Here is a 21,359-nt window from a genome sequence, read left to right as displayed (position 1 = left end):
ATGGCCAGTGTCGGTGAACCGGCCTGCGTATAAACGACCCGCATGACGATTTGCTCACGAAGCTGCTTATGAAGTTGCTCATTGCGTTGATCAGCTATACATCCTGCTGCTTATTCGGCGGTAATTCAGTAACAGTCCAGCAACTTGTGCAACACCTATTCTTGTAACTAAAGAAAACGTCCCATGTCCGACAAAAAATCTTCCAGCGGCGAAAAACTTCTGTACTGCTCCTTCTGCGGCAAGAGCCAGCACGAGGTAAAGAAGCTGATCGCCGGGCCCTCCGTCTTCATCTGCGACGAGTGCATTGATTTGTGCAATGACATCATCCGCGACGAGACGTCCAGCATCGAATCCGTTACGGGCGCCAAGTCGGACCTGCCGACGCCGCACGAGATCGCCGAGCTGCTGAACCAGTATGTGATCGGCCAGCAAACGGCCAAGCGCATCCTGTCGGTAGCCGTGTACAACCACTACAAACGCCTGAAGCACCTGGGCAAGAAAGACGACGTCGAACTGGCCAAGAGCAATATCCTGCTCGTCGGCCCGACCGGTTCCGGCAAGACGCTGCTGGCGCAAACGCTGGCACGCATGCTGAACGTACCGTTCGTGATCGCCGATGCCACGACGCTGACCGAGGCGGGCTACGTGGGCGAGGACGTCGAGAACATCATCCAGAAGCTGCTGCAGAGCTGTAACTACGATGTCGAAAAAGCCCAGCGCGGCATCGTCTACATCGACGAGATCGACAAGATCTCGCGCAAGTCCGACAACCCGTCGATTACCCGCGACGTTTCCGGGGAAGGCGTGCAGCAGGCCCTGCTGAAGCTGATCGAAGGCACGATGGCCTCGGTGCCGCCGCAAGGTGGTCGCAAGCATCCGAACCAGGATTTCGTGCAGATCGACACCACGAACATCATGTTCATCTGCGGCGGTGCATTCGACGGCCTGGCGAAGATCATCTCGAACCGGTCGGAAAAGAGCGGTATCGGCTTCTCCGCCACCGTGAAGAGCAAGGAGCAGCGTTCCAACAGCGACATCCTGCTGGAAGCCGAGCCGGAAGACCTGATCAAGTTCGGACTGATCCCGGAACTGGTCGGCCGTTTGCCGGTCGTCGCCACGCTGGCCGAATTGACGGAAGAGGCGCTGATCCAGATCCTGGTCGAGCCGAAGAATGCGCTGATCAAGCAATATGGCAAGCTGCTTGAAATGGAAGGCGCGGAACTGGAAATTCGTCCTGCCGCGCTGCATGCCATTGCCCGCAAGGCGCTGGCACGCAAAACCGGCGCGCGTGGCCTGCGTTCGATCCTGGAGCATGCGCTGCTCGATATCATGTACGATTTGCCGAATCAGCAGAATGTCACGAAAGTGGTTATCGACGAAAACACCATTACTCAAGGTGCAAAGCCGTTGTTGATTTATCAGGAAACGCCGAAGGCCTCCGGCGAAAACTGATCGGTGTCCGCTATCGCAGTCTGCACACCGGTCGAAAAAAGCGTTTTGCATCCGTAGAGCAACGCAGTACAATCGAAACCAATAAGAGAAGCAGGCTTCATTCGAAAAGCCACTCGCGGCGCTCGTCGCGCGTGGCTTTTTTTATTTGTAGCTGCTGACTTTTAGAGCAGCGCTGCCAATGTTTTCAACAAAGATTATGTGTTGAGAAGAATTATTCTGGCGGCGGGTCTTGTGATTCGGCTGCGAGTGCCTACATCATAAACATGCTTTTACATAAGGTACGCCATGACAACTTCCAAATTAACTGAGCAGACCCAACTGCCGTTGTTGCCTTTACGGGATGTCGTCGTTTTCCCGCATATGGTGATACCCCTGTTCGTAGGGCGTCCAAAATCGATCAAGGCGCTGGAAGCGGCAATGGAGCAAGGCAAGAGCATTATGCTTGCCGCACAAAAGGCTGCCGCCAAGGACGAACCTTCCCCTACCGATATCTATGAAATCGGTTGCGTCGCCAACATCCTGCAAATGCTGAAGCTGCCTGACGGTACCGTGAAGGTGCTCGTCGAAGGCGCACAGCGCGCGCGCATCCGCAAGATTACCGATACCCCCACGCACTTCGTGGCCGAGCTGCAGCCACTGGATTCCGAAATCGGCGACGATTCCGAAATCGAGGCAATGCGCCGCGCGATCGTGCAGCAGTTCGACCAGTACGTCAAACTGAACAAGAAAATCCCGCCCGAGATCCTGGCATCGCTGTCGGGCATCGACGATGCCGGCCGCCTGGCCGACACGGTGGCAGCGCATCTGCCGCTGAAACTCGAGCAGAAGCAGGTGATCCTGGAGATCTTCAACGTCGCCAAGCGCCTCGAGCACCTGCTTGGCCAGCTGGAAGGCGAGCTGGACATCCTCCAGGTCGAAAAACGCATTCGTGGCCGCGTCAAGCGCCAGATGGAAAAGTCGCAGCGCGAGTATTACCTGAACGAGCAGGTGAAGGCGATCCAGAAGGAACTGGGCGAGGGCGAAGACGGCGCCGATTTCGATGAACTCGAGAAGAAGGTGCTGGCCGCCAAGATGCCGAAGGAGGCGCTGGACAAGGCCAATGCCGAACTGAAGAAGCTGAAGCTGATGTCGCCGATGTCCGCCGAAGCCACCGTTGTCCGCAACTACATCGACACGCTGGTATCGCTGCCGTGGAAGAAGAAGTCGAAGGTCACCAGTGATCTGTCGAATGCCGAGAAAGTGCTGGAAACGGATCACTACGGCCTCGACAAGGTCAAGGAACGCATCCTGGAATACCTCGCGGTGCAGCAGCGCGTCGACAAGCTGAAAGCGCCGATCCTGTGCTTCGTCGGTCCTCCGGGTGTCGGCAAGACGTCGCTGGGCCAGTCGATCGCCCGCGCCACCAACCGCAAGTACGTACGGATGGCGCTGGGCGGCGTGCGCGACGAGGCCGAGATTCGCGGCCACCGCCGTACCTACATCGGCTCGATGCCTGGCAAGGTGCTGCAGTCGCTGTCGAAAGTGGGCGTGCGCAATCCGCTGTTCCTGCTGGACGAGATCGACAAGATGGGTGCCGACTTCCGTGGCGACCCGTCGTCGGCCCTGCTCGAAGTGCTGGATCCGGAACAGAACCACACGTTCTCGGACCACTACATCGAGGTGGACTTCGACCTGTCCGACGTGATGTTCGTGGCCACGTCGAACTCGTACAACATCCCGCCGGCACTGCTGGACCGGATGGAGGTGATCCGCCTGTCGGGTTATACCGAGGACGAGAAGACCAGCATCGCGCTGCGCTACCTGCTGCCGAAGCAGATCAAGAACAACGGCCTGAAGGACGGCGAAGTGACGGTCAGCGAAGCGGCGATCCGCGACGTGATCCGCTATTACACCCGCGAAGCCGGCGTGCGTTCGCTGGAGCGCGAAGTGTCGAAGATCTGCCGCAAGGTGGTCAAGCTCCTGCTGCTGAAGAAGACCGAGAAGAAGGTTGCCGTCACGCCGAAGAACCTGGACAAGTTCCTGGGTGTGCGCCGTTACGACTTCGGCGTCGCCGAAAAGGAAAACCAGGTGGGCCAGGTGGTCGGCCTGGCCTGGACCGAAGTCGGCGGCGATCTGCTGACGATCGAAACGGTCGCGGTACCTGGCAAGGGTGCCGTCATCCGCACCGGTACGCTGGGCGACGTGATGAAGGAATCGATCGAGGCTGCGCGGACCGTGGTGCGTAGCCGGGCGCAGCGCCTGGGCATCAAGCCGGAGGTGTTCGAGAAGCAGGACATCCATATCCACGTGCCGGAAGGTGCGACGCCGAAGGACGGTCCGTCCGCCGGTATCGCGATGACGACGGCGATGGTTTCGGTGTTCACCGGCATTCCTGTCCGGGCGGATGTGGCAATGACGGGCGAGATCACGCTGCGCGGCGAAGTCCTGCCGATCGGCGGCCTGAAGGAAAAACTGCTGGCGGCGCATCGCGGCGGCATCAAGACGGTATTGATCCCCGAGCAGAACGTGAAGGACCTGGCCGAGATCCCGGACAACGTCAAGAACAAGCTCGAGATCGTGCCGGTGCGCTGGATCGACAAGGTGCTGGAAGTCGCTCTGGAGCGCCAGCCGGAACCGTTGGCGGAGGTGCCGGCGGTGGAGCCGGTCGCGGCGGCCGCGCAGAAGGCGGACGGGCCGACGGAGGTCGTCAAGCACTGACGTTTCGTTCAGTACAGTGAGAAAGGGCGCCCTGCGGTGCCCGGCTTCTTGAAAACGGGCACCCGAGGTGCCCGTTTTGCGTTTCAGAGGGTGTTTTTTACATGTTGACGCCTTGACACAGAGCAAGCCCGGCTTGTTTAATACGGCCTGAGATTTTTCTCTGCCTGGAAAATACCGTCTGTCTTCGCGATAAACGAAATAAACGGTATAAACGATTTAAACTTTGTGACGGGGAACAAGCTGTGAACAAGACTGAACTGATCGACCATATCGCCACTTCCGCCGATATCTCCAAAGCGGCCGCGGCACGCGCGCTGGACGCGATGATCGATGGCGTAACCACCACTCTGGCCAAGAACGACAGCGTTACCCTCGTCGGCTTCGGCACCTTCATGGTGAGCGAGCGCGCTGCCCGTACCGGCCGCAACCCGCGCACGAAGGAAGAGATCACGATCGATGCAGCGAAAGTACCGAAATTTAAGGCTGGTAAAGCGCTGAAGGATGCAGTAAACTAATGGCCTTCGGTGAGCAGCCCAGCTGTTCACCGTTTGCCGCAGCAGATTGTTGCAAGAGCCGGGCGCTTAGCTCAGTTGGTAGAGCGGATCCCTTACAAGGATTAGGTCGGGAGTTCGAGCCTCTCAGCGCCCACCAGCCGATTCGTCGAGCTGGAAATGCAGACGAAACAATGTGGTAAATCGTAGTAAAAGCAGTATCGGGAAGTTTTGCTGGAGCGGTAGTTCAGTTGGTTAGAATACCGGCCTGTCACGCCGGGGGTCGCGGGTTCGAGCCCCGTCCGCTCCGCCAGCGAAATCAAGATGACTGTTTATTCGATTCTCCGGAATCGCTACCGGGAGCGGTAGTTCAGTTGGTTAGAATACCGGCCTGTCACGCCGGGGGTCGCGGGTTCGAGTCCCGTCCGCTCCGCCAGAATCAGCAAAAAAGCCCGCGCAAGCGGGCTTTTTTCATACTGATTCGCAGCGCAGCGGAGTGCTTCCCCTGCGGGCAGCACGGCGGGCACTCGAAGGGTTTCGCTTGCAAGCGAAACCGCGGCCGGCAGGATGTCGGCGAGTCCCGTCCGCTCCGCCAGAATCAGCAAAAAAGCCCGCGCAAGCGGGCTTTTTTCATGCTGATTCGCAGCGCAGCGGAGTGCTTCCCCTGCGGGAAGCACGGCGGGCACTCGAAGGGTTTCGCTTGCAAGCGAAACCGCGGCCGGCAGGATGTCGGCGAGTCCCAGTCGCGAAGCGCAAGTACTGCCGGGCGGCACGCCCGGCAAGCGCGCAGCGCCGCCTCAAAGCTTTCGCTTTCAAATTCCGTGCTTCGCTCCCTCACCGCTTCGCCGCTTCGCTCCTCCGCAGCTTCGCTCCTCCGCAGCTTCGCTCCTCCGCAGCTTCGCGCTTCGCGCTTCGCCCCCCTTCATGGCTTCCTCGCTTCTCCAACCCCGTGCTCCGCAACCCCGTGCCACTCTCGTCCTCGAGATCCCTCCACCCCACCAACCCTTGCCGTTTTTTCAAATACCCACCTTGCTATAGCGGAATGTGCCCCCTATAATCGCGTGAGCAGCGAAAGGGGCGAACGCTAACGTTCGCCTTTTTTTTGTAATGCATAACCTGATAAATTGGCCATGTTTGAATTCATACGTACGCATCAGAAACTGATGCAGATTTTGCTGGCGATCGTGATCGTTCCATCGTTCGTATTCGTCGGCGTGCAGGGCTACGACAGCATGGGCGACAGCGCAACCACGCTCGCCAAGGTCGACGGCAAGCCGGTGACCCAGCAGGAGTTCGATAACGCGCTGCGCCGCCAGCTGGACCAGTACCGCCAGCGTTTCGGCGAGCAGTTCGACCAGAAGATGTTCGACACTCCGGAGTTCCGCCAGAGCGTGCTGGACAACCTGATCGCGCAGCGCGCCGTCACGTCCGAAGTCGCGCGCGGCCACCTGACGGTCAGTGACGCGGCGGTGCAGAAAGCACTGATCGAAAGCATCCAGGACATCCCTGGAATGATCACGCCGGAAGGGAAAGTGGACATCGAACGTTACCGCGCGATGCTGGCCAATAACAGCGGCCTGACGCCGGAGGGCTATCAGCAGACCCTGCGCCACGACATGGCCGTGCAACAGCTGGTCAGCGGCATCCAGGCAAGCGCCTTCGCACCGCGCACCGTCACCAAGCTGGTCACCGACCTCACCGAGCAGGAACGCGACGTACAGGAACTGGCCATGCCGCTGCAGCAGTTCGTGGCGAACGTGAAGGTCACCGACGACATGATCAAGGCGTACTACGACAAGAACGCCAAGCAGTATGCAGTGCCCGAGCAGGCCCGCATCGAGTACGTGGTACTCGATGCGAAGGCCATCGAAGGCCAGGTCAGCGTCGGCGACGACGAAGTGGCCGCGTTCTACAAGGCGAACAGCACGCGCTATACGGCGCCGGAAGAACGCCGCGCCAGCCATATCCTGGTAGCCGTCAACAAGGACGCGAAGCCGGCCGACAAGGCGGCCGCCAAGGCCAAGGCCGAAGCGCTGCTGGCCGACCTGAAAAAGGCGCCGGCCACCTTTGCCCAGGTCGCCAAGGCCAAGTCGGAAGACCCGGGTTCGGCCGAGCAGGGCGGCGACCTCGGCGTGATCGAGAAAGGCTCGCTGGTGCCATCCGTCGAGCAGTCGATCTTCGCGCTGAAGCAGGGCGAGATCAGCAACGTCGTCGAATCGGAATTCGGTTACCACATCATCACGGTGACCTCGCTGAAGCCGGCAGTCGTCAAGCCGCTGGACGATGTGAAGACCGAGATCGCCGCCGACCTGCGCAAGCAGAAGGCCGGCAAGAAGTACTCGGAAGTGGTGGAGACGTTCACCAATACCGTGTATGAACAGTCCGACAGCCTGAAGCCGGTGGCCGACAAGCTGGGCCTGAAGATCGAGACGGCGGAAAACGTCATGCGCACCCCGGCCCAGGGCGCTGCGCCGACCCCGTACAACAACGCCAAGTTCCTGGCCGCGCTGTTCGCCGACGACGCAGTGAAGAACAAGCGCAATACGGAAGCGGTCGAAGTGGCACCCAGCACGCTGGTATCCGGCCGCATCGTCGAATTCAAGCCGGCTTCGCAAAAGCCGCTGGCCGATGTGACCGCCGAAATCCGCCAGCGTGTCACGCTGGAGGAAGCGATGAAGGCCGCCAAGGCCGCCGGCGAAGCAAAGCTGGCCGCGCTGAAGAAGGCCGACGACGCAACCGGCTTCAGCCCCGTGCAGACCGTGTCGCGCGCCAAGGTCGAAGGCATGCCGCCAGCCGTGGCGCGTGCCGTCCTCAAAGCCGACACGTCGAAGCTGCCGGCCTACGTCGGCGTGGAACTGCCGGGCATGGGCTATGGCATCTATCGCATCGGCAAGGTGCACCAGCCGGCCGCGGCCGATGAAGCGCGCCTGGCATCGGCCCGCGAACAGATCGGCAATATCGTCGCTCAGCAGGACATGCTGAACTATGTCGAAGTCCTGAAGGACAAGGCAAAGGTCAAGGTTGTGCGTCCGGTGACGGAAGCGAAAGCGGACGCCGCGCAATAAGCGCTGTCCAGCCAACAAAAAAGCCACCTCGCGGTGGCTTTTTTGTTGGGCGCCGATGTCGGCACGCTGCCGATACACCATTGCCCGTAACGGTGCACTGTCCGGCGCTCAGCCTTCGTGCAATGCCTGTGCCGCCGCCAGGAACGCGGCCGGCGAAATGTCCGGCAGGTCGATCGCGCGGGCCTGTTCGTACTGCGTGAAGTTGCGGTGGATGGAACGCGTATAGGCAGGGTCGTAATGATCGACCAGCAGCTCATCGACCAGTTCGGGCATGCGGCCGTCGAGCGCCATCTGCTGCCATTTGCCGATCCGTTCCTTGCCATGCAGGTCGGTCAGGTAGGACAGCTGCGTGTTCAGTGCCGGCGCGTTGCAGGCGAAGTGCTGGTAGTCCTCGATGAGCAGCTGCACGCGGTGCTCGCGCGCCACCTGCAGCGCAATGCACGGCGACGCGCGCATCCGCTCCATCAGTGCGCCGGGCACGCGCAGCGCGCCCACCTTCTTGCTTTCCGATTCCACGAACACGGGCAGCGCCGGGTCGAAGCGGCGCAGCCGGTCCCAGACCGATGTCTCGAACGCCTTCTGCGTGGGCTGGGGCTGGCAGGGCAGGTTGCCCAGCACGGAGCCGCGGTGCGCCGCCAGCTGCTCCAGGTCGAGCACCTGTGCGCCGACCGCTTCCAGCGTGTCCAGCAGGCGGGTCTTGCCGCTGCCGGTGGTGCCGCAGATCACGCGAAAATCGAGTTCCGGCGCTTGTTCGAGGTCCGCATTGACGCGGTTGCGGAACGCCTTGTAGCCGCCTTCGAGCTGCACCACCGGCCAGCCGATCTTCGCCAGGATGTGCGCCATCGATCCGCTGCGATTGCCGCCGCGCCAGCAGTAGACCAGCGGGGTCCATTCGCGCGGCTTGTCGTGCCACAGCGTGTCGATATGCTGCGCGATGTTCGCCGCCACCATCGGCGCGCCGACCTTTTTCGCCTCGAACGGGCCGGCCTGCTTGTACAGCGTGCCGACGACGATGCGCTGCTCGTCGTCGAGCACCGGGCAGTTGATCGCGTTCGGCAGGTGGTCGAGCGCGAATTCGGCCGGCGTGCGCGCATCGATGATCGTGTCGAAGGCGTCGAGCCGGGCCAGCACGTCGTCGATGGGGAGGATTTCGGGATACTTCATTTCGTCCTTAGGATGGGAAGCAGGTGTGGCCAGATGTTGTTCAGGATGATCGGATGGGCGCTGGCCAGCGGGTGGATGCGGTCGGCCTGGAACATTTCCGTTTTCTCGGCCACGCCGTCGAGCATGAAAGGTGCGAGTGCGACCTTCTCGTCGCGGCTGATCGCGTGGTACATGGCGAAGAATTTTTCCGAATAATCGCGGCCGTAATTCGGCGGGATGCGGATGCCGACCAGCAGCACGCGCGCACCGGCGTCGCGGGCCTGCTTTACCATCGCCCGCAGGTTGCTGTCCGCCGATGGCACCGGCAAGCCACGCAAACCGTCGTTAGCGCCCAGTTCCAGCACCACATAGTCGGGCTGGTGCTTCGTCAGCAGCGCCGGAAGCCGCGTACGGCCGCCGCTGGTGGTCTCCCCGCTGACGCTGGCGTTGACGATGCGAATGTCGAGCTTCTGCGCCTGCAGTTTGCGCTCGAGCAGCGCGACCCAGCCGGTGCCGCGCGCCAGGCCGTATTCGGCAGACAGGCTGTCGCCCACCACGAGCAGCGTTTTTGGGGCAGAATAGGCGATCGCCGGGCTGCCCCACAGCAGCAGCATGGCACCGAGACACGCGCAGAACCGCGAGCCGATCCGCGACCGAATTTGCAACTGAATTTGCGACTGAATTCGCGACCGTATTTGCGACCCAATTCGCGACCTTATTTGCCACCGAATTTGCGACCGGATTTGCGACCGGATTTGCCACATTACCTGATCAACCAAGCCAAGCAGACCTTCAACCATGCCAGATTTTCCTCACGCGACCGCCAATTTCATTCCAGACTCGCCTGCATCGGATAACAGGGGCCGGCATCCTGCCACGGCTTCGGGCGACGCGGCCGCGATCGCGGTAACGGGCCTGACCAAGCGCGTGGCCGATGCCAGCGGCGAGCTGACCATTTTGCACAGCGTGGATTTTACCGTGCAAAAGGCCGAGACGCTGGCAATCGTCGGCGCGTCGGGTTCGGGCAAGTCCACGCTGCTCGGTCTCCTGGCGGGGCTGGATACGCCGAGCGACGGCAAGGTGCTGATCGACGGCACCGATATCTTCGCGCTCGATGAAGACGGCCGCGCCTCACTGCGCAAGGCCAAGCTGGGATTCGTGTTCCAGTCGTTCCAGCTGCTGCCGCACCTGACGGCGGTGGAGAACGTGATGCTGCCGCTGGAACTGGCCGGCGATGGCGACGCGCGGCCGAAGGCCGAGGCAATGCTGGGCCGGGTCGGGCTGTCCAGCCGGCTGAAACATTACCCGAAGTACCTGTCCGGCGGCGAGCAGCAGCGCGTGGCGCTGGCCCGTGCGTTCGTCACGCAGCCGCCGCTGCTGCTGGCGGACGAGCCGACCGGCAGCCTCGATGCCGCCACCGGCGAAGCGGTGATAGCGCTCATGTTCGAGCTCAATCGCGAGCATGGTTCCACGCTGGTGCTGGTGACGCACGACCCGGCCATGGCTGCCCGCTGCGGCCGCACGATCACGATCGCCGCCGGGCGGCTCGTGTAACGGCTCAGGACGAAGGCTGTGCCGCGCGCGGCACAGCCTGCTGCGCTACCAGGCGGTTCAGCGCCACGCGAATCGTTGCAATCAGTTCAGTCGCGGTCAGGCCGATCGGGCCGGTGCCTTCGGCCACCAGCATGTCCGCCGCGATGCCGTGCAGCCAGACCGCGGCCAGTGCGGCTTCCCATGCCGGCCAGCCCTGTGCCAGCAGCGCGCCGGCCAGTCCCGCCAGCACGTCGCCGGTGCCCGCCGTGGCCAGGCCCGCATTGCCGGTCGGGTTGATCGCGATCCGGCCATCCGGCGCGGCGACCACCGTGCCCGATCCTTTCAGCACCACGCAGGCATTGAAGCGTTGCGCCAGCATGCGCGCCGCCGCCGGACGGTCGGCCTGTACGGCGCCGATCGTGGTGTCCAGCAGGCGCGCCGCTTCCAGCGGATGCGGTGTGGCCAGGGTGGGCGCCGTGCGTTGCGCCACCGCGAGGCCCAGTGACGCGTCGGCGGCCAGCAGGTTCAGCGCATCGGCGTCGAGCAGCAGCGGCTGGTGCGATGCGACGGCACCCGCCAGCAGCCGCGCCGCCTCTTCGTCGCCGCCGAGCCCCGGTCCCGCCACTGTGACGCCCGCCGTAAAATCGACGTCGCGTGCGGCGCGGCACATCAGTTCGGGCTGGCCCGCATCCACCGCCAGCGGCGCGCCGGCAAAACACAGGTAAACCCGGCCGGCGCCGGCATGCAGCGCGGCGCGGCCAGCCAGCACGGGCGCGCCCGCCATGCCCGGCGCACCACCGAGCACGAAGACATTGCCGTAGCTGCCCTTGTGGCTGTTGTGCCGCCGCGTGCGCGCCTGCCGCGCAAAGAATGCCGGGTCGTTCAGGTGCATGGTGGCCGCCGGCAGCAGCGTCGGGGCGAGGTCGAGGCCGGCCACGATGATGTTGCCCGCATGGTCGCGGCCATCGCACGTATGCAGGCCCGGTTTGTCGCCGATGAAGGTGACCGTGTGCGAGGCCCGCACCGCGCGGCCCTGCGGACCGACGACGCAGCCGGTATCCGCATCGAGCCCGCTCGGCACGTCCAGCGCCAGCACCGGACAGGCCAGCGTGTTGACCGCGTCGACCAGCAAGCCTGGCGCGCCATCGAGCGGACGCCGCGGGCCGATGCCGAACAGGCCGTCCACCACGAGGTCCCAGTCGGCGGCCGCGATGTCGGCCGCCGCCAGGTCGGCGAAGCGCGCCTTACTGGCCCGGGCCCGCTCCAGCGCTCGGTCACGCTCGGCGGCAGTGGGACCGGTGGGAGCGATGTGCACGACCGATACGTGCGCGCCGGCATCGGCAAGGTTGGCGGCAACCTCGAACGCGTCCCCGCCATTGTTGCCCGGCCCCGCCAGTACCAGCACCTGCGCGCGCGGCGTGTCGAACGGCAGCAGGTCGAGCGCCACGCCGGCGGCTGCGCGGCCGGCGCGTTCCATCAGCATGCCCTTCGGCAGCCCGGAGGCCGCAAGGCGTTCGACGTCGCGGATCTGGACAACGCTGTACAGGGGATTCATCGCGGCCTCGCAGGAAGAACAAGCCGATAGAATAGCGTCTTTTGCACATCTGGCACTTTTGACTGCGGGAGCGGGCATGGACTGGCAATTCTGGATCGATCGGGGTGGCACCTTCACGGACATCGTCGCGCGGCGGCCGGACGGCGCGCTCGTCACGCACAAGCTGCTGTCCGAGAACCCGGGACGCTATCGCGACGCCGCGCTGGCCGGCATCCGCCACCTGCTCGGCATCGGCGCCGGCGACGCCGTGCCGCCGGGCGTGGTCGGTGCCGTCAAGATGGGCACTACCGTGGCGACCAACGCGCTGCTCGAACGCAAGGGCGAGCCCACCGTGCTGGCTGTGACCAGGGGCTTCGGCGACGCGTTGCGCATCGCCTACCAGAACCGCCCGCGCCTGTTCGACCGCCATATCGTGCTGCCCGAGCTGCTGTACGGGCACGTGGTCGAGGTCGATGAACGCATGGGCGCGCATGGCGAAATCGTATTGCCGCTCGACGGCACGGCGGCACGCGCCGGATTGCAAGCCGCGTACGAGCGGGGCTACCGGTCGCTGGCGATCGTCTTCATGCACGGCTACCGTTACACGGCGCATGAAGCGGCGGTGGCCCGCATCGCCCGGGAACTGGGCTATACCCAGGTCTCGGTCTCGCATGAAGCCAGTCCGCTGATGAAATTCGTCGCCCGCGGCGACACGACGGTGGTCGATGCCTACCTGTCGCCGATCCTGCGCCGCTACGTCGACCAGGTCGCCGCCGAACTGCCGGGCGTGAACCTGCAGTTCATGCAGTCCAACGGCGGACTGACGGACGCGCTGGCGTTCCAGGGCAAGGACAGCATCCTGTCCGGACCCGCCGGCGGCATCGTCGGCATGGTGCGGGCGAGCCGGCTGGCCGGGTTCGACAAGGTGATCGGCTTCGACATGGGCGGCACCTCGACCGATGTGTCGCATTACGCGGGCGAGCTCGAACGCGTGTTTGAAACGCAGGTCGCGGGCGTGCGCATGCGCGCGCCGATGATGAGCATCCACACGGTGGCGGCCGGCGGCGGTTCGATCCTGCATTTCGACGGCAGCCGGCTGCGCGTGGGACCGGACAGTGCCGGCGCCGACCCGGGGCCGGCCAGTTATCGCCGCGGCGGGCCGCTGGCCGTCACCGACTGCAATGTCATGCTGGGCAAGCTGCAGCCTGGCGAGTTTCCCCATGTGTTCGGCCCTGATGGCGACCAGCCGCTCGATGCGGAGACGGTGCGCGATCGTTTCGCGGCGCTGGCCGGCGAGATCGCCCGGGCCGGCGGCGCGGTCACGACACCGGAGCAGCTTGCCGCCGGCTTCATCGAGATCGCCGTCGGCAACATGGCCAACGCGATCAAGCAGATCTCGGTGCAGCGTGGCCACGACGTGACGGAATATGCGCTGACGAGCTTTGGCGGCGCCGGCGGCCAGCATGCCTGCCTGGTGGCCGACGCGCTGGGCATGAAGACGGTATTCATCCACACGCTGGCCGGCGTGCTGTCCGCCTATGGCATGGGACTGGCGGACCAGGTGGCGATGCGCGAGCAGGCCGTCGAGAGCCGGCTGGAGGGCGCCATGCACCCGGCGCTGGCGGCGGCGCTCGATACGCTGGCGAACGATGCCCGCGCCGAGCTGCAAAAACAGGGCGTGGGTGCGGACCGCATCGTCACGGTACGCCGCGTGCTGCTGCGCTATGAAGGGACCGACTCCGCGCTGGCCGTACCGTTCGGCGACGAGCAGGGTATGCGCGCGGATTTTGCGGAAGCCTACAAAAAGCGCTTTTCGTTCCTGATGCCGGACCGCGCGCTGATTGTCGAGGCGGTGTCGGTGGAAGCGATCGGCCGGTCCGATGCGCCGGCCGAGACGGTGATGCCAGAGCGGCAGCGCGATGGCGCGGTGCGGCCCGACCGTGTCGTGCCGATGTACAGCGCCGGCGGATGGCGCGATACGGCGTTGTACCGGCGCGCCGGGCTGCTCGCCGGCGACGTGCTGCGCGGCCCGGCCATCATTGCCGAGGCCAATGCCACCACGGTCGTCGAGGCGGGCTGGCAGGCCCGGGTGACGCAGCAGGACCACCTGGTGTTGACGCGCGTCGAAGCGCTGCCCGAGCGCCGGGCGATCGGCACCACGGCGGATCCGGTGATGCTGGAGATTTTCAACAACCTGTTCATGTCGATCGCCGAGCAGATGGGGTTGCGGCTGCAGAATACCGCGCATTCGGTCAACATCAAGGAGCGCCTGGATTTCTCCTGCGCGATCTTCGACGGCGCCGGCAACCTGATCGCCAATGCGCCGCACATGCCGGTGCACCTGGGTTCGATGGGCGAAAGCATCAAGCGCGTGATGCATGCCAATGCCAGCTCGATGCGGCCCGGTGACGTCTACATGCTGAACGATCCGTATAACGGCGGCACCCACCTGCCGGACGTGACGGTGATCACCCCGGTGTTCGATGCGGCTGGCAGCGCGATCCTGTTCTATGTCGGGTCGCGTGGCCACCATGCCGATATCGGCGGCACCACGCCCGGTTCGATGCCGCCCGACTCGCGCACGATCGAGGAGGAGGGCGTGCTGATCGACAATTTCAAGCTGGTCGATGGCGGCGTGCTGCGCGAGGCCGAAACACGCGCGTTGCTGTCGGGCGCGCGCTGGCCGGCACGCAATCCGGACCAGAACCTTGCCGACCTGCGCGCGCAGGTCGCCGCGAACCAGAAAGGTGTCGAGGAACTTGGCCGCATGGTGGCCCACTTCGGGCTCGACGTGGTGAGCGCCTACATGGGCCACGTGCAGGACAATGCGGAGGAAGCCGTGCGGCGCGTGATCGGCGCGCTGCGCGACGGGGCGTTCACGGTGGACCTGGATAACGGCGCGCGGATCAGCGTGGCCGTCACGGTCGATGTCGTGGCGCGCAAAGCCACGGTCGACTTCACGGGAACGTCGACCCAGCTGGACAATAACTTCAATGCGCCCTCCGCCGTGTGCATGGCTGCGGTGCTGTACGTGTTCCGCACGCTGGTGGACGACGACATCCCGCTGAACGCCGGCTGCCTGAAGCCGCTGCGCGTGATCATCCCGCCCGGCTCGATGCTCAATCCGCGGCACCCGGCATCGGTCGTGTCGGGCAATGTCGAAACGTCGACGTGCATCACCAATGCGCTGTATGGCGCGCTGGGCGTCATGGCGGCGGCGCAGGGCACGATGAACAATTTCACGTTCGGCAGCAGCCGCCACCAGTACTACGAGACGATCAGCGGCGGCTCCGGTGCCGGTCCCGGATTCGACGGCACCGATGTGGTCCAGACCAATATGACGAACTCGCGGCTGACCGACCCGGAAATCCTCGAGTTCCGCTTCCCGGTACGTCTCGACAGCTATGCGATCCGCCACGGCTCCGGCGGTGCCGGGCGCTGGCGTGGCGGCAATGGCGGCGTGCGGCGCATCCGCTTCCTGGAACCGATGACGGCGGCGATCCTGTCGAACAACCGTACCTACGCACCGTTCGGCATGGCCGGCGGCGCACCGGGCGCCGTGGGCAGGAACACCGTGGAACGGGCCGACGGCAGCGTCGAGGAACTGGGGCACATCGGCAAGACGGCGATGTCGCCGGGAGATGTGTTCGTCATCGAAACGCCGGGTGGTGGCGGCTACGGCAAACCAGACTGACCGTCACGCTTGGTCATCCGTGTTTGTCATCCGTGTTTGTCATCCTTGTTCGTCATCCTTGTTCTTCATCCGGATGGTGCGCGGGCGGCTGCACCTTGATGCCGCGGCGTGCCAGCGCCTCGCGCAGCAGGTATTCGATTTCCGCGTTCACGCTGCGCAGGTCGTTCGCGGCCAGCCGCTGCAGCTCGGCCCACAATGCCGGGTCGATGCGCAACGGATAGGCTTTTTTACCAGGGCTTGCCATGGGCTTCGGTTCGCTTCTTCAGCACGTGTTTCAGCGGTACGGCGTCAGTTGTACAGCGTGCCTGCGTTGATGATCGGTTGCGCATTCTGGTCCGAGCACAGCACCACGAGCAGGTTGCTGACCATCGCAGCCTTGCGTTCGGGATCGAGTTCGACGATGTCGCGCTCGGCAAGCGCCTTCAGCGCCGCGTCCACCATCGTGACGGCGCCGTGCACGATCTTGGCGCGGGCACTGATGATGGCCTCGGCCTGCTGGCGGCGCAGCATCACCTGGGCGATTTCGGCGGCATAGGCCAGGTGCGTCAGCTTGGCATCGACCGTTTCCACGCCCGCCGCCTCGAAGCGGGCCGACAATTCGGCGCGCAGCGCCAGCGCGACTTCGTTGGCGCCGGCGCGCAGCGTGGTTTCTCCCGTCGCCAGGTCGTCCGCTTCGTCATACGCATATTGCGAGGCCAGGTGGCGCAGCGCCGCCTCGGCCTGGATCGAGACGTAGCGCTCGAAATCGTCGACCTCGAACACGGCCTGCGCGGTGTCCTGCACGCGCCACACCACCGCGGCACCGATCTCGATCGGATTGCCGCGCCTGTCGTTCACCTTCAGCGTGGCCACGTTCAGGTTACGTGCGCGCACCGTCAGCTTGCGCTTGCGGTACAGCGGGAAAGCCCAGCGCAATCCCTCGGTGCGGTCGGTGCCGACGTACTTGCCGAACAGCGTCAGGATCGCGGTTTCGTTCGGTTGCAGCATGTACAGGCCGGCGGCGAGGAAAACGCCGGCGGCGATCAGCAGGATGCCGGGCAGCAGCAGGAAGCCGCGCAGCGCGAGGGCGCCCGCGACGACGAGCAGTACGCCGCCCGCCGCTGCCAGGTAACCGTTGACCGACGTGAAGGGCGTTTCCCTGCGGGCCTCTGGGCGGATCTGTGCAGCCATGCTGTGTTCTCCTGTGGCGTTTCGGTTATATTAAAGTGATATCACTTTAAGATCTCCGTGCCATGGCTGTCAAGCATTACGCTCGACGGGATGAGCGCTGCGGTCGCAGGTCCCGGACTTTCGTTCGGCGTGGTGCCGTGGTGGGCGGTGGCGCTCGCCCTGCTGTTTTCCGGCCGCGTCGGTATCGTATTCGGCGCGATGCCGGCGCGGCAGGCGGCGCGGCTCGACCCGATCGGGGCGCTGCGCTACGACTAAATCGGCGCGGTTTCTTTCCTCTTGGACACGATTACTGCCGTCGGTGCCTGGGGCGCCCTATAAAAGACACGTTGAAACAGGTATAATGCCGGCAAATCAACCAGCCCATTCAGCGCTGGCGCACTTCGAGAGCCCGTGGTTTCCATTGCCGTGCCCATTTTCTTCTTAATCCGCAGCCTCGCTGCACCGACTCGCTCCCAACCATGTTGATACTCCCGGGCTCCAACGCCCTGTCCGCATTCCGTAGCCAGCGTCTTCTCACCCAACTGCAAGCCGTGGTTCCTGCCGTCTCCGCGGTCCAGGCCAGGTACGTTCACTTCGTCGACACGCCGTCCGACCTGTCCGCCGAGGATCGCGCGCGCCTGGACGGCCTGCTGACCTATGGCGAGCCGGCCCAGGCTGACGTAGGCGACGGCGCCGTCGAATCGTTCGTAGTGATCCCGCGCTTCGGCACGATTTCGCCATGGGCCTCGAAGGCCACGGACATCGTGCACAACTGCGGCATGACGCATATCCATCGCGTCGAGCGTGGCGTGGCGTATCGCGTGGTGCTCAAGGGCGGCATCCTGGGCACGAGCCTGGGCGCCGCCAAGGGGCTGAACGCCGAGCAGGCGCAGGCCGTGGCCGCGCTGCTGCACGACCGCATGACCGAATCGGTGCTGCGCGACGCGAGCCAGGCCGCCGGCCTGTTCGGCAGCCTGGAAGGCAAGGCGCTGGAAACCGTGGATGTGCTGGGCAATGGCCGCGACGCGCTGGTGCGCGCCAACACGGAGCTGGGCCTGGCGATGTCGGACGACGAGATCGATTACCTGAACGATGCCTTCACGGCAGCCAAGCGCAATCCGACCGACGTGGAACTGATGATGTTCGCGCAGGCGAACTCGGAACACTGCCGCCACAAGATCTTCAACGCCGACTGGACCATCGATGGCGTGGCGCAGGAGCGCTCGCTGTTCAAGATGATCAAGAACACGCACGAGAAGCAGCCGAAGGGCACCATCGTCGCGTATTCGGACAATTCGTCGATCATGGAAGGCGCTACTGTCACGCGCTTTTATCCGCGCGGCGAAGGCCACGAGTACGGCGCGTCGACGGAGCTGATCCATACGCTGATGAAGGTGGAAACGCACAATCACCCGACGGCGATTTCGCCGTTCCCGGGCGCCTCCACCGGCGCCGGCGGCGAGATCCGCGACGAGGGCGCGACGGGCCGCGGCGCCAAGCCGAAGGCGGGCCTGGCCGGCTTCACGGTCTCGAACCTGATGCTCCCGGACGCTGTGCGTCCCTGGGAGAATGCAAACGATGTGACCAGGGTGGTGACGTCGAAAGACGGTGCCAGCGAGGCGGCGTACGGCAAACCCGAGCGCATCGCTTCGCCGCTGCAGATCATGATCGACGGTCCGCTGGGCGGCGCCGCGTTCTCGAACGAATTCGGCCGGCCGGTGCTGGGCGGCTACTTCCGCACGTATGAGCAGAACGTGGGCCACGCCGTGTACGGCTACCACAAGCCGATCATGATTGCCGGCGGCATCGGCAACATCTCGGCGCAGCATACCCACAAGAACGATATCCCGGTCGGCAGCCTGCTGGTGCAGTTGGGCGGCCCGGGCATGCGCATCGGCATGGGCGGTTCCGCCGCCTCGTCGATGGCGACCGGTACCAACACGGCCGACCTGGACTTCGACTCGGTCCAGCGCGGCAATCCGGAAATGGAACGCCGCGCCCAGGAAGTGATCAACGGCTGCTGGCAGATGGGTGAACACAACCCGATCATCTCGATCCACGACGTGGGCGCGGGCGGCCTGTCGAATGCGTTCCCGGAGATCACCAACGACGCCAAGCGCGGCGCGATCTTCGACCTGCGCAAGGTGCCGCTGGAAGAATCCGGCATGGCACCGAAGGAAATCTGGTCCAACGAATCGCAGGAACGCTACGTACTGGCGATCGCGCCAAGCGACCTCGACACGTTCCGTGCACTGTGCGAGCGCGAGCGCTGCCCGTTCGCCGTGGTCGGTACCGCCACGGAAGAACGCCAGCTGAAACTGGTCGATCCGGACAACGGCACGAGTCCGGTGGACATGCCGATGGATGTGCTGCTGGGCAAGCCGCCGAAGATGCACCGCGACGTGCAGCATGTCGCGCGCGAATATCCGGCCGTCGATCTCACCGGCGTGGAACTGGAAGAGGCGGCACGGCGTGTGCTGCTCCAGCCGACCGTGGGCGACAAGAGCTTCCTGATCACGATCGGCGACCGTACCGTGGGCGGCATGTCGGTGCGCGACCAGATGGTCGGCCCGTGGCAGGTGCCGGTCGGCGATTGCGCCGTCACCACGCTGTCGTACGAGGGCTACGTGGGCGAGGCGATGGCGATGGGCGAACGCACGCCGCTGGCCGTGCTCGGCGCGCCGGCTTCCGGCCGCATGGCCGTCGGCGAGACGATCACGAACCTGGCCGCCGCGCCGATCGAGGATATCGCCGCGATCAAGCTGTCCGCCAACTGGATGGCCGCGTGCGGCCAGCCGGGGCAGGACGCCGCGCTGTTCGACACCGTGAAGGCGGTGGGCATGGACCTGTGCCCGGCACTGGGCATCTCGATCCCGGTCGGCAAGGATTCGCTGTCGATGCGCACCACCTGGTCGGATGACGGCGAGCAGAAGGCCGTGATGTCTCCCGTGTCGCTGATCGTCTCCGGCTTTGCACCGGTGTATGACGTGCGCAAGTCGCTGACACCACAGATCCGTACCGACCTGGGCGAGACGGCGATCATCGTCATCGACCTGGGCCGCGGCAAGAACCGGATGGGCGCATCGATCCTGTCGCAGGTGCTGGGCCAGCTGGGTAATGACGTGCCGGACGTGGACAGCGCCGACGACCTGAAGGGCTTCTTCGCGGCGATCCAGCAACTGAACCGCGATGGCAAGCTGCTGGCTTACCACGACCGTTCGGACGGCGGCCTGTACGCTACGCTGGTTGAAATGGCCTTTGCCGGCCGCGCCGGCCTGTCGATCAACCTCGACATGCTGACTTTGGAAGGCGAACACGCGGCCGACTGGGGCGACGCCAAGAACTGGGCCAGCCAGGTGGGCGAGCGCCGCAATGAGCTGACGTTGCGCGCGCTGTTCAGCGAAGAGCTGGGCGCCGTGATCCAGGTCCGTGCCGAGGACAAGTCGGCGGTGATGGACGTGCTGCGTTCGTTCAACCTGGGTGCATGCAGCCACATCATCGGCAAGCCCAATGACCGCGGCGTGATCGAGTTCACCCGCGATGCGAAGCTGGTGTATGCGAAACCGCGCGCCGAGCTGCACCGCCTGTGGAGCGAAACCAGCTGGCGTATCTCGCGCATGCGCGAGAACCCCGCCACGGCGGACCAGGAATACGACCGCCTGCTGGACGAGCAGGATCCGGGCATGACGCCGAAGGTCACCTTCGACCTGAACGACAACGTGGCGGCACCATTCCTGGCCACCGGCGTGCGCCCGCGCGTGGCGATCCTGCGCGAGCAGGGCGTCAACTCGCACATCGAGACGGCATGGGTCATGCACCAGGCGGGCTTTGCGGCAGTCGACGTGCACATGAGCGACCTGATCGCCGGGCGCGTCAAGCTGGCCGACTTCCAGGGTGTCATCGCCGTCGGCGGATTCTCGTACGGCGACGTGCTGGGCGCGGGTGAGGGCTGGGCCAAGTCGATCCTGTTCAACCCGGCGCTGTCCGACCAGTTCGCGCAGTTCTTCGGCCGCAGCGACACGTTCGGCCTGGGCATCTGCAACGGCTGCCAGATGATGAGCAATCTGAAATCGATCATCCCTGGCGCGCAGGCGTGGCCGAAGTTCACGACCAACAAGTCGGAGAAATTCGAGGCACGCTTCGCACTGGTCGAGGTGCTCGATTCGCCGTCGATCTTCTTCCAGGGCATGGCCGGCACGCAGACGCCGATCGCCATCGCGCACGGCGAGGGGTATGCGGACTTCAGCCAGACCGGTAGCCTGGACGAGGCAATCGCCGCGATGCGCTACGTGGATAACTGCGGCAGCGCCACCGAAGCCTATCCGTTCAACCCGAACGGTTCGCCGCGTGGCATCACGTCGGTAACGACGCCGGACGGCCGCTTCACCGTATTGATGCCGCATGCCGAGCGGGTATTCCGCACCGTGCAGCATTCGTGGGCGCCGGACGGCTGGAACGAGGATTCGCCGTGGATGCGGATGTTCCGCAACGCGCGCAAGTTTGTCGGCTGAGCAGCCAACGTTCGCTGAAAAAGCCGGGCTTGCCCGGCTTTTTTACGCCTGCAGTGTGTACTGTCGCGCGGCAATAGTGCTAGGATTGCA

Annotated in this window: 13 protein-coding genes and 3 tRNA genes; 11 read left to right on the top strand and 5 right to left on the bottom strand. The window is 64.4% G+C overall.

Features of this window, described 5'->3' with window-relative positions:
* The first annotated feature begins 183 nt into the window (after nucleotides 1–183).
* From clpX to FHS02_RS04475, 7 genes are all read left to right on the top strand, one after another.
* The gene (clpX, locus tag FHS02_RS04505; protein WP_137312992.1) at nucleotides 184–1,452 is read left to right on the top strand and encodes an ATP-dependent Clp protease ATP-binding subunit ClpX; all 1,269 of its coding nucleotides are present in this window, start codon (nucleotides 184–186) and stop codon (nucleotides 1,450–1,452) included.
* 285 nt (nucleotides 1,453–1,737) lie between these two features.
* A complete protein-coding gene (gene lon, locus FHS02_RS04500; RefSeq protein ID WP_137312991.1) occupies nucleotides 1,738–4,149 on the top strand; it encodes an endopeptidase La in 2,412 nt (803 codons plus the stop codon).
* A gap of 242 nt (nucleotides 4,150–4,391) precedes the next feature.
* Nucleotides 4,392–4,664, top strand: coding sequence for an HU family DNA-binding protein (locus FHS02_RS04495; RefSeq protein ID WP_107142294.1), 273 nt, complete (start codon nucleotides 4,392–4,394; stop codon nucleotides 4,662–4,664).
* Nucleotides 4,665–4,724: 60 nt separating this feature from the next.
* A tRNA-Val gene (locus FHS02_RS04490) sits at nucleotides 4,725–4,800 on the top strand.
* Nucleotides 4,801–4,876: 76 nt separating this feature from the next.
* Nucleotides 4,877–4,953: transfer RNA gene (locus FHS02_RS04485), tRNA-Asp, on the top strand.
* 46 nt (nucleotides 4,954–4,999) lie between these two features.
* A tRNA-Asp gene (locus tag FHS02_RS04480) sits at nucleotides 5,000–5,076 on the top strand.
* A 694-nt stretch (nucleotides 5,077–5,770) separates the two neighbouring features.
* Nucleotides 5,771–7,705, top strand: coding sequence for a SurA N-terminal domain-containing protein (locus FHS02_RS04475; RefSeq protein WP_137312990.1), 1,935 nt, complete (start codon nucleotides 5,771–5,773; stop codon nucleotides 7,703–7,705).
* A 108-nt stretch (nucleotides 7,706–7,813) separates the two neighbouring features.
* Here FHS02_RS04475 and mnmH read toward each other — a convergent pair whose 3' ends face one another.
* Together mnmH and FHS02_RS04465 are read right to left on the bottom strand one after the other, a co-directional pair.
* On the bottom strand, nucleotides 7,814–8,869 hold the full coding sequence (gene mnmH, locus FHS02_RS04470) for a tRNA 2-selenouridine(34) synthase MnmH (protein ID WP_137312989.1): 1,056 nt from the start codon (nucleotides 8,867–8,869) through the stop codon (nucleotides 7,814–7,816).
* Nucleotides 8,866–9,462 carry an arylesterase gene (locus tag FHS02_RS04465; protein ID WP_137317300.1) on the bottom strand — a complete coding sequence of 199 codons (597 nt, stop codon included), beginning with the start codon at nucleotides 9,460–9,462 and terminating at the stop codon, nucleotides 8,866–8,868. The genes mnmH and FHS02_RS04465 overlap by 4 nt, the downstream gene beginning before the upstream one ends.
* Before the next feature lie 184 nt (nucleotides 9,463–9,646).
* On the opposite strand from FHS02_RS04465, the gene FHS02_RS04460 reads away from it, so the two are divergent.
* Nucleotides 9,647–10,402, top strand: a complete 756-nt coding sequence (locus FHS02_RS04460) for an ABC transporter ATP-binding protein (protein WP_137312988.1) — start codon at nucleotides 9,647–9,649, stop codon at nucleotides 10,400–10,402.
* Nucleotides 10,403–10,406: 4 nt separating this feature from the next.
* Here the strand turns inward: FHS02_RS04460 and FHS02_RS04455 are convergent, their stop codons facing one another.
* Complete coding sequence (locus FHS02_RS04455; protein ID WP_137312987.1) at nucleotides 10,407–11,936, bottom strand: NAD(P)H-hydrate dehydratase; 1,530 nt, start codon at nucleotides 11,934–11,936, stop codon at nucleotides 10,407–10,409.
* Nucleotides 11,937–12,012: 76 nt separating this feature from the next.
* Here FHS02_RS04455 and FHS02_RS04450 point away from each other — a divergent pair, with 76 nt between their 5' ends.
* Nucleotides 12,013–15,609 (top strand): hydantoinase B/oxoprolinase family protein, encoded by a 3,597-nt coding sequence (locus tag FHS02_RS04450; RefSeq protein ID WP_137312986.1) that lies wholly within the window; start codon nucleotides 12,013–12,015, stop codon nucleotides 15,607–15,609.
* Nucleotides 15,610–15,661: 52 nt separating this feature from the next.
* On the opposite strand, the gene FHS02_RS04445 is transcribed toward FHS02_RS04450, so the two are convergent.
* Nucleotides 15,662–15,853 (bottom strand): type II toxin-antitoxin system antitoxin, encoded by a 192-nt coding sequence (locus FHS02_RS04445; RefSeq protein WP_137312985.1) that lies wholly within the window; start codon nucleotides 15,851–15,853, stop codon nucleotides 15,662–15,664.
* 44 nt (nucleotides 15,854–15,897) lie between these two features.
* The gene (locus FHS02_RS04440) at nucleotides 15,898–16,779 is read right to left on the bottom strand and encodes an SPFH domain-containing protein (RefSeq protein WP_137312984.1); all 882 of its coding nucleotides are present in this window, start codon (nucleotides 16,777–16,779) and stop codon (nucleotides 15,898–15,900) included.
* Nucleotides 16,780–16,869: 90 nt separating this feature from the next.
* On the opposite strand from FHS02_RS04440, the gene FHS02_RS04435 reads away from it, so the two are divergent.
* Together FHS02_RS04435 and purL are read left to right on the top strand one after the other, a co-directional pair.
* Nucleotides 16,870–17,034, top strand: coding sequence for an ABC transporter permease (locus FHS02_RS04435; protein WP_175424734.1), 165 nt, complete (start codon nucleotides 16,870–16,872; stop codon nucleotides 17,032–17,034).
* A 203-nt stretch (nucleotides 17,035–17,237) separates the two neighbouring features.
* The gene (gene purL / locus FHS02_RS04430; RefSeq protein ID WP_137312983.1) at nucleotides 17,238–21,269 is read left to right on the top strand and encodes a phosphoribosylformylglycinamidine synthase; all 4,032 of its coding nucleotides are present in this window, start codon (nucleotides 17,238–17,240) and stop codon (nucleotides 21,267–21,269) included.
* The last annotated feature ends 90 nt before the right edge of the window (nucleotides 21,270–21,359 follow it).

The sequence above is a fragment of the Pseudoduganella umbonata genome (assembly GCF_014192225.1).
GTDB lineage: Bacteria > Pseudomonadota > Gammaproteobacteria > Burkholderiales > Burkholderiaceae_D > Rugamonas > Rugamonas umbonata.
Note: the sequence above shows the minus strand (reverse complement) of the source record. Positions and strands in the feature narration are given on the sequence as shown.